Source organism: Methylobacterium sp. Leaf106 (genome assembly GCF_001422895.1).
GTDB lineage: Bacteria > Pseudomonadota > Alphaproteobacteria > Rhizobiales > Beijerinckiaceae > Methylobacterium > Methylobacterium bullatum.
Genome location: NZ_LMNB01000025.1, coordinates 1 through 6036, shown reverse-complemented (window position 1 = coordinate 6036; position 6036 = coordinate 1). Strand labels below are relative to the sequence as shown.

At 64.5% G+C, this 6036-nt stretch carries 9 protein-coding genes and 1 tRNA gene; 7 read left to right on the top strand and 3 right to left on the bottom strand.

Features of this window, described 5'->3' with window-relative positions; all coding sequences use genetic code 11:
• Together ASF34_RS22370 and ASF34_RS22835 are read left to right on the top strand one after the other, a co-directional pair.
• On the top strand, positions 1–239 hold a 239-nt coding region (locus tag ASF34_RS22370), incomplete at its 5' end, for a DUF4113 domain-containing protein (RefSeq protein WP_156465740.1).
• Between the two features lie 154 nt (positions 240–393).
• A complete protein-coding gene (locus ASF34_RS22835) occupies positions 394–687 on the top strand; it encodes a hypothetical protein (protein WP_156465739.1) in 294 nt (97 codons plus the stop codon).
• 121 nt (positions 688–808) lie between these two features.
• Here ASF34_RS22835 and ASF34_RS23010 read toward each other — a convergent pair whose 3' ends face one another.
• The gene (locus tag ASF34_RS23010; RefSeq protein WP_018042297.1) at positions 809–1111 is read right to left on the bottom strand and encodes a hypothetical protein; all 303 of its coding nucleotides are present in this window, start codon (positions 1109–1111) and stop codon (positions 809–811) included.
• A gap of 98 nt (positions 1112–1209) precedes the next feature.
• On the opposite strand from ASF34_RS23010, the gene ASF34_RS22825 reads away from it, so the two are divergent.
• Both ASF34_RS22825 and dusA read left to right on the top strand, forming a co-directional pair.
• Entirely contained in the window at positions 1210–1647 is a 438-nt protein-coding gene (locus ASF34_RS22825) for a hypothetical protein (RefSeq protein WP_156465737.1), read from the top strand.
• 29 nt (positions 1648–1676) lie between these two features.
• Positions 1677–2708, top strand: a complete 1032-nt coding sequence (gene dusA / locus ASF34_RS15425) for a tRNA dihydrouridine(20/20a) synthase DusA (protein ID WP_082494195.1) — start codon at positions 1677–1679, stop codon at positions 2706–2708.
• 10 nt (positions 2709–2718) lie between these two features.
• Here dusA and ASF34_RS15420 read toward each other — a convergent pair whose 3' ends face one another.
• Positions 2719–3171, bottom strand: coding sequence for a lipocalin-like domain-containing protein (locus ASF34_RS15420; RefSeq protein WP_026175666.1), 453 nt, complete (start codon positions 3169–3171; stop codon positions 2719–2721).
• A 296-nt stretch (positions 3172–3467) separates the two neighbouring features.
• Between ASF34_RS15420 and tnpA the strand changes: the two genes are divergently transcribed.
• From tnpA to tnpC, 3 genes are all read left to right on the top strand, one after another.
• The gene (gene tnpA, locus ASF34_RS15415; protein WP_056162163.1) at positions 3468–3869 is read left to right on the top strand and encodes an IS66-like element accessory protein TnpA; all 402 of its coding nucleotides are present in this window, start codon (positions 3468–3470) and stop codon (positions 3867–3869) included.
• Entirely contained in the window at positions 3866–4213 is a 348-nt protein-coding gene (gene tnpB, locus ASF34_RS15410) for an IS66 family insertion sequence element accessory protein TnpB (protein ID WP_056162161.1), read from the top strand. Before tnpA ends, tnpB begins: the two co-directional genes overlap by 4 nt.
• Before the next feature lie 101 nt (positions 4214–4314).
• A protein-coding gene (gene tnpC / locus ASF34_RS15405; RefSeq protein WP_244479011.1) for an IS66 family transposase occupies positions 4315–5821 on the top strand; the annotation gives its coding sequence in 2 pieces (ribosomal slippage) (positions 4315–4836 and positions 4838–5821; 1506 coding nt in all).
• Positions 5822–5948: 127 nt separating this feature from the next.
• Here the strand turns inward: tnpC and ASF34_RS15400 are convergent.
• A tRNA-Met gene (locus ASF34_RS15400) sits at positions 5949–6025 on the bottom strand.
• Positions 6026–6036: the final 11 nt, after the last annotated feature.

Genomic DNA, 6036 nt, shown 5'->3' with positions numbered 1-6036 from the left:
CGCATCCATTCGGCTCTCGGCTACATCACCCCCGAGCAAGCCGAGCGGAACGCGAGCTAACCACCGTGTCCGCAAAATCGGGAGAGGATCAGGACGAGTCCAATCACCGCTTCGGACGCGGCGCTGTCGTGCCAGCCCAGGCGGGCTTAAAGAAAAAGCGAACGTGGTCGACGAAATTCGAGATGCGCAGCCTGCGCTACACGACACCGGTATCGGAACTGCCGACGGCGCATGCGTGATTGAGGGTTAAATGAAAAATCCGCCGCGGCATGAGCCGGGCGGGTCGAGGGTCCATGCCCGTCAGGCAGCATTCATCGAGTTGGTGTAGGTTCTTCCAGGCGACAGCTTGGGCACACCGAACTGCCCGGCCAAAGGCCTTTACGGATAGAAACGATGACGTTCAGAATGCTCTCAGCAATTGCAGTCGTGGCCAGCGCCATTGGCTTCGGCAGTGTTGCTCAGTCCGCTCCAATCGCCGCCGCGGCACCGGTTGCGGGCGCGTCGGAGGACGGGCTTGTTGCCAAGGCGGCCGGCTATTGTGGGCTCGGCTATTACCCGGATCGGTTCACCGGTCGGTGCCGCGGCAACGGCTCTATCAATCACGGCGGCCGCCGCTTCTACGGCCCAGGTGGCTATGGTAGGCCTTACGCTCGCCCCTATGGCCGTCCGTTTTATCGCGGCTACTGATTAGCAGACACTGCCGAGCAACGGCGCATCAAGAAAACCCCGCTCCGGTTTTCACCGGGCGGGGGCTGAAAGTTTGAAAGTTGAAGAGGGTAGGATCGCCCGCGCACGAGGCGTACCAAAGCTAAGTATGCGCATCGCTGCCGTGCTTTCGGTCCTCAATTGCCGACTCACGCTCGATTGCGGCCAACAGCGCGCTTTGGCGCTTGGCCTCTTCCCGAATGATCCGCACGGCGGAGAAGAGAACGAGCGCCTGCGAAACTCGTCCGTAGAAATTACCAAGCTCGTCGGAGATATGCATCCTCTGGCCTTTACTGGCGATCCCGGAGAGATAGGCCTCTCTACCGCTCGCGTGGTCGATGCCCTCGGCGGCATGTTCGCCCTGCTCCGCAAGCGCGCCCCGAAGGAGGCCCCCGGCCCAGGCCATGAAGCCGATGGTGGAGGGCGCTCTATGCTTTGCCAGCGAGGCGCAGACGGCAGCCGACGGATTGCGCGGTCAGGTATAAACCCGCCTGGTCTTCGCCCGTGACCGCGCTCCTCCGCCCTGACGGCGGCCTGACTCGAGGAGAAGACGGATGGACACCCGGTGAACCCGTTCGTGCTTGCGATCATGATCTGGATCACCGTGATTTATATCGGCTGTTAACCTTCGCGTTTTTCTATGACTTCCCCTCGGCTACTCACGATGCTGGCAATACTTGCCGTTTACGGATTTACGCCAAGACGCCGTTCCGATTTAGGACTAAAACCCGCTTCGGCGTGAGCCGGGCGGGTCAAAAACCGTTCCTGCAGAAATTCATCTTCGCGCCCCAATACGGCTGGAAAGAGCTAGGAACCGTGCCGCAGCTTCCGCTCAAGAATGGTTCCCATAGCGCCCCACAGCTGGTTACAGCATGGCTCGAACTCTCACAGCAATGCTGTAAATTGGACAACGATTTAGGCGTATCGAGCCCGTTTGAGTAGAATTGGGTACAGGATGAAATGGCAGCGAAGTGTCTGACGCCGAAGAAAAAACCAACGATTTCAGTCCGTACCGATTTTCCGTCGCGCCGATGATGGATTGGACCGACCGCTATTGCCGGTCGTTCCACCGTGTCCTGTCGCGCCGTGCCCGGCTCTATACTGAGATGGTGACGAGCAATGCCGTTCTTCACGGCGACAGGACGCGTTTGCTCGGTTTCTCGGCGCGGGAGCATCCGGTCGCCGTCCAACTCGGGGGTTCGGTACCCAGCGATCTTGCGAAGGCAGCACGCATCGCGGAGGGATTCGGCTACGACGAGATCAATCTAAATGTAGGCTGTCCCTCGGACCGGGTTCAGGATGGCCGCTTCGGCGCATGCCTCATGCGAGACCCGAGCCTCGTCGGCGAGTGCGTGGCGGCCATGAAGGCCGCCATCTCGGTGCCGGTCACGGTGAAGTGCCGCATCGGGGTCGACGATCAGGATACGGAGGTCGCCCTGGATTCGCTGGTCGATGCCGTGACGCAGGCGGGAGTCGACGGGCTCATCGTCCATGCCCGCAAGGCTTGGCTGCAGGGTCTGTCGCCGAAAGAGAACCGCGATGTCCCCCCCCTCGATTACGGGCGTGTCGCGCGGCTGAAACAGAAGCGCCCGTCTCTGCCGATCGCTATCAACGGTGGCATCGCCACGATCGACGACACGCTGACCCAACTCACCGTCGTGGACGGTGTGATGATGGGGCGCGCAGCCTATAACGAGCCGGCCCTGCTGCTCGACGTGGACCACCGGGTTTTTGGAGAAGCGGCCCCCGTGGCGGATGCCTTCGAGGCTGTCGAGGCTTTCGCACCGACCATCGCTGAAGCCTTGGGAAACGGTATCCGCCTGCACACGCTCACCCGCCATATGCTCGGACTGTTCAACGGGCGCCCTGGGGCGCGTGCCTATCGCCGACACCTGTCGACGTTCGGCACCCGCGCGGACGCCGATCTCTCGACCCTGCGCGAGGCTGTGGCTCAGGTTTCCAAGGAAGGTCCCGGAGGAAGCGCCGCCGTTCAGGCGGCGTGAGCGCGGGACGTCAACTGTCGGCCGCGCGCTCGAAAGTGACGATGCTGCGAGTCTCACCCTCCTCTGCCCAGTTCGGCATGACGCGCCACGGGGTCAGGACACGAAGGCGCGCTCCATTGATCTCGAAAGACCGCGTCTGTTCCGTTCCGACCCAAGCAGGATTCCACGCTGCGTCGAGCTTGGCAGTCCACTGATTTCCCGTGACGGTAAAACGGCCAGTATAGGAAACCATGGTGTCGAGAAGAGCGGCGCGCTCCTTGTCGCTGACCGCAGGCTTCCGACCCTCGCCGGTGAGGTTGAAGAACACCCTCCCCTCGGGCGTGAAATAAGCGAATCCCGCCGGATGGGCACCCATGACTGGAATCGTTTTTCCGGTGGAGCGGACCTCGACTTCGTAGGAGACGAGCTTCCACAAACCGGTAATGCGCGCATCGCTGGCGGCTTGCACCGATCCGCCCAGCATCGGCGTAAAGAGGAGCGGAAGCCACATTCCGAGAAAGCCGCGTCGTAGGGTCGAAACTCTCATGATCGGATTTTGTCCTCTTAGAGCATTGCAACCAAAGACACCCTCGCGGGCATCTCGATTTGAGCTATGCAATGAAGACGTGCCATTCTCAACGCCTTAGATAGTTGGCTCGCCTGCTTGTGATACGTTCCCGCTGAGTTTAGAGTACGTGTCCGGTGATGGTCGCGGTCGACGGCATCGCGCACCGGGCTGAAGCCTGATCTTAATGCTGGCGTTAAGGTCAGCGGGTCGAGGTGCTTGAGGGGGCCGAACGGCGGCGGCGCTGGTCGTTCGAGGATAAGGCGCGGATCGTCGAAGCTTCGTACGAGGCGGAAGTGTCGGTGTGTTCGGTGGCGCGCCGGCACGGGATCGCCCAGGGCCTGCTGTTCACGTGGCGACGCCAGGCTCGGGAAGGCCGTTTGGGCGGGGACGAGCAGGCCCCGGTCTTCGTGCCCGTCGCGACCACCCCGGAGCCGTCGCCGGCAGTTCCGGCTTTGCAGTCGAAGGATCCTGGTGTTCAGGCTCTGCCCCGCCGAGCGCGGCGCAAGACCGGTGTCATGGCGATCGATCTCGGCGATGGTCGGCGTCTCACGGTCGACCGGAACGTTGATGCCGCGGCGCTGCGCCGGGTGCTCGATGCCCTGGAGGGTCGATGATCCCGCTGCCGGCCAACGTCCGGGTCTGGCTGGCCACCGGCCACACCGACATGCGCAAGGGCTTTTCCAGCCTCGGGCTGATCGTCCAGGAGACGCTCAAACGCGATCCTCATTCCGGGCACCTGTTCGTCTTCCGGGGGCGGCGCGGCGACCTGATCAAGGTAATCTGGCACGATGGCCAGGGCGCGTGCCTGTACACCAAGCGGCTCGACCGCGGCCGCTTCCTGTGGCCGTCGGTGGCGGACGGAGCCGTGACGATCTCCACGGCGCAGCTCGGCTACCTACTCTCGGGCATCGACTGGCGAATGCCGCAGACAAGCTGGCGTCCGAGCGCCGTCGGCTGAGGATAACGCGTTACAGAGGCTGAGGAATATGCTCTTCTCAGTGTGTGCCGAACGCGCCTGAGCCCCCGCCGCTTCCCACCGATCTCGCTGCCGCTCACGCCATGATCCTGGCCGAGCGGGCGGCGCGGCTCGCGTCCGAAATCGCGGTCGAACGGCTGAAGCTGGAGGTCGCCCGGCTGCGGCGGGAGCGCTTCGGGACCTCCTCGGAACGCAGCGCCCGGATCGACCAGCTCGAACTCGTCCTAGAGAATCTGGAGGAAACGCTCGCCGAGACGAACGCGCAGGTGGCGGCCGAGCCGGAGGCGCTCCCTGGTGCGGCTTCCTCGCGGCGCAAGCCCGCCCGCCGGTCTCTCCCCGAGCACCTGCCGCGCGAGCGCATCGTCCATCCCGGCCCGACGACCTGCGCCTGCTGTGGCGGGGTGCGCCTGCGCCCTCTCGGCGAGGACGTCACCGAGACCCTGGAGCGGATCCCGGCGCGCTGGGTCGTGATCCAGCACGTGCGCGAGCGCTTCTCCTGCAACGACTGCGAGACTATCGCGCAGACCCCGGCCCCCTTCCATCCGATCCCGCGGGGCCGGGCGGGGCCGAACCTCCTGGCCGAGGTGATGATGGCCAAGTTCGGCTTGGCATCTGCCGCTGCATCGGCAGAGCCAGCGCTTCACGCATGAAGGCGTGCCGATCGACGTCTCGACCCTGGCCGGCTGGGTCGGGGCCGTCACCACCGCCCTGTCGCCCCTGGTCGCCCGGATCGAAGCCCATGTCCGGGGAGCCGAGCGCCTCCATCTCGACGATACGCCGGTGCCGGTCTTGGCCAAGGGGAAGACCCGCACCGGCCGGCTCTGGACGGTGGTGCGCGACGACCGCCCCTTCGGTGGACCCGAGCCGCCGGCCGCGGCCTACTTCTATTCCCCCGACCGCTCCGGCGCGCATGCCGAGACTTGGCTCGGCGACTTCCACGGCATCGTGCAGGCGGACGCCTTCTCCGGGTTCGGCCGGCTGTACGACCCAGGCCGCCAGCCGGGGCCGATCCGCGAGGCGGCCTGCTGGGCCCATGCCCGACGCAAGTTCTTCGAGCTGGCCGATCTGAAGAAGGCCCCGATCGCCATCGAGGCCGTGACGCGGATCGATGCGATCTTCGCCATCGAGCGCGCCGCCAACGGTCTTGCCCCCGATGAACGCCGCGCGCACCGAAGCATTCGCTCGGCCGCCCTCGTTGCCGACCTGGAGGCGTGGCTGCGGGAGAACCGCGCCAAGCTCTCGGCCAAGGCTCCCACGGCAGCGGCGATCGATTACCTGCTCAAGCGCTGGACCGCCTTCACCTGGTTCCTCGACGACGGACGGATCTGCCTGTCGAACAATGCTGCCGAACGCTCCATCCGTCCCATCGCGGTGGGCCGCCGCAACTGGACCTTCGCCAGATCGGATGCGGGCGGTCATCGTACCGCTGCCCTCTACACGCTGATCGAAACCGCCAAGCTCAATCGCATCGACCCCCAGGCCTGGCTCGCCGACGTGCTCACGCGGCTACCCGACCATCCCGCCAGGCGTATCGACGATCTGCTGCCGTGGAACTGGACCCAGCCTCAGCGCCGGCAGATCGCCGCCTGACACACCGCCGGGACCACGAACGCGGCCTTCACCGAAGGCGTACAGTTTAGATATGTCATTTGACACGGCAAAGCCCGCGGCGTTTGACGCTGCGGGCTTTTGCGTGTGGTGTTGTGTCTGGTGTGTTTGGTTGCGGGGACAGGATTTGAACCTGTGACCTTCAGGTTATGAGCCTGACGAGCTACCGGGCTGCTCCACCCCGCGCCAGGGTGTTC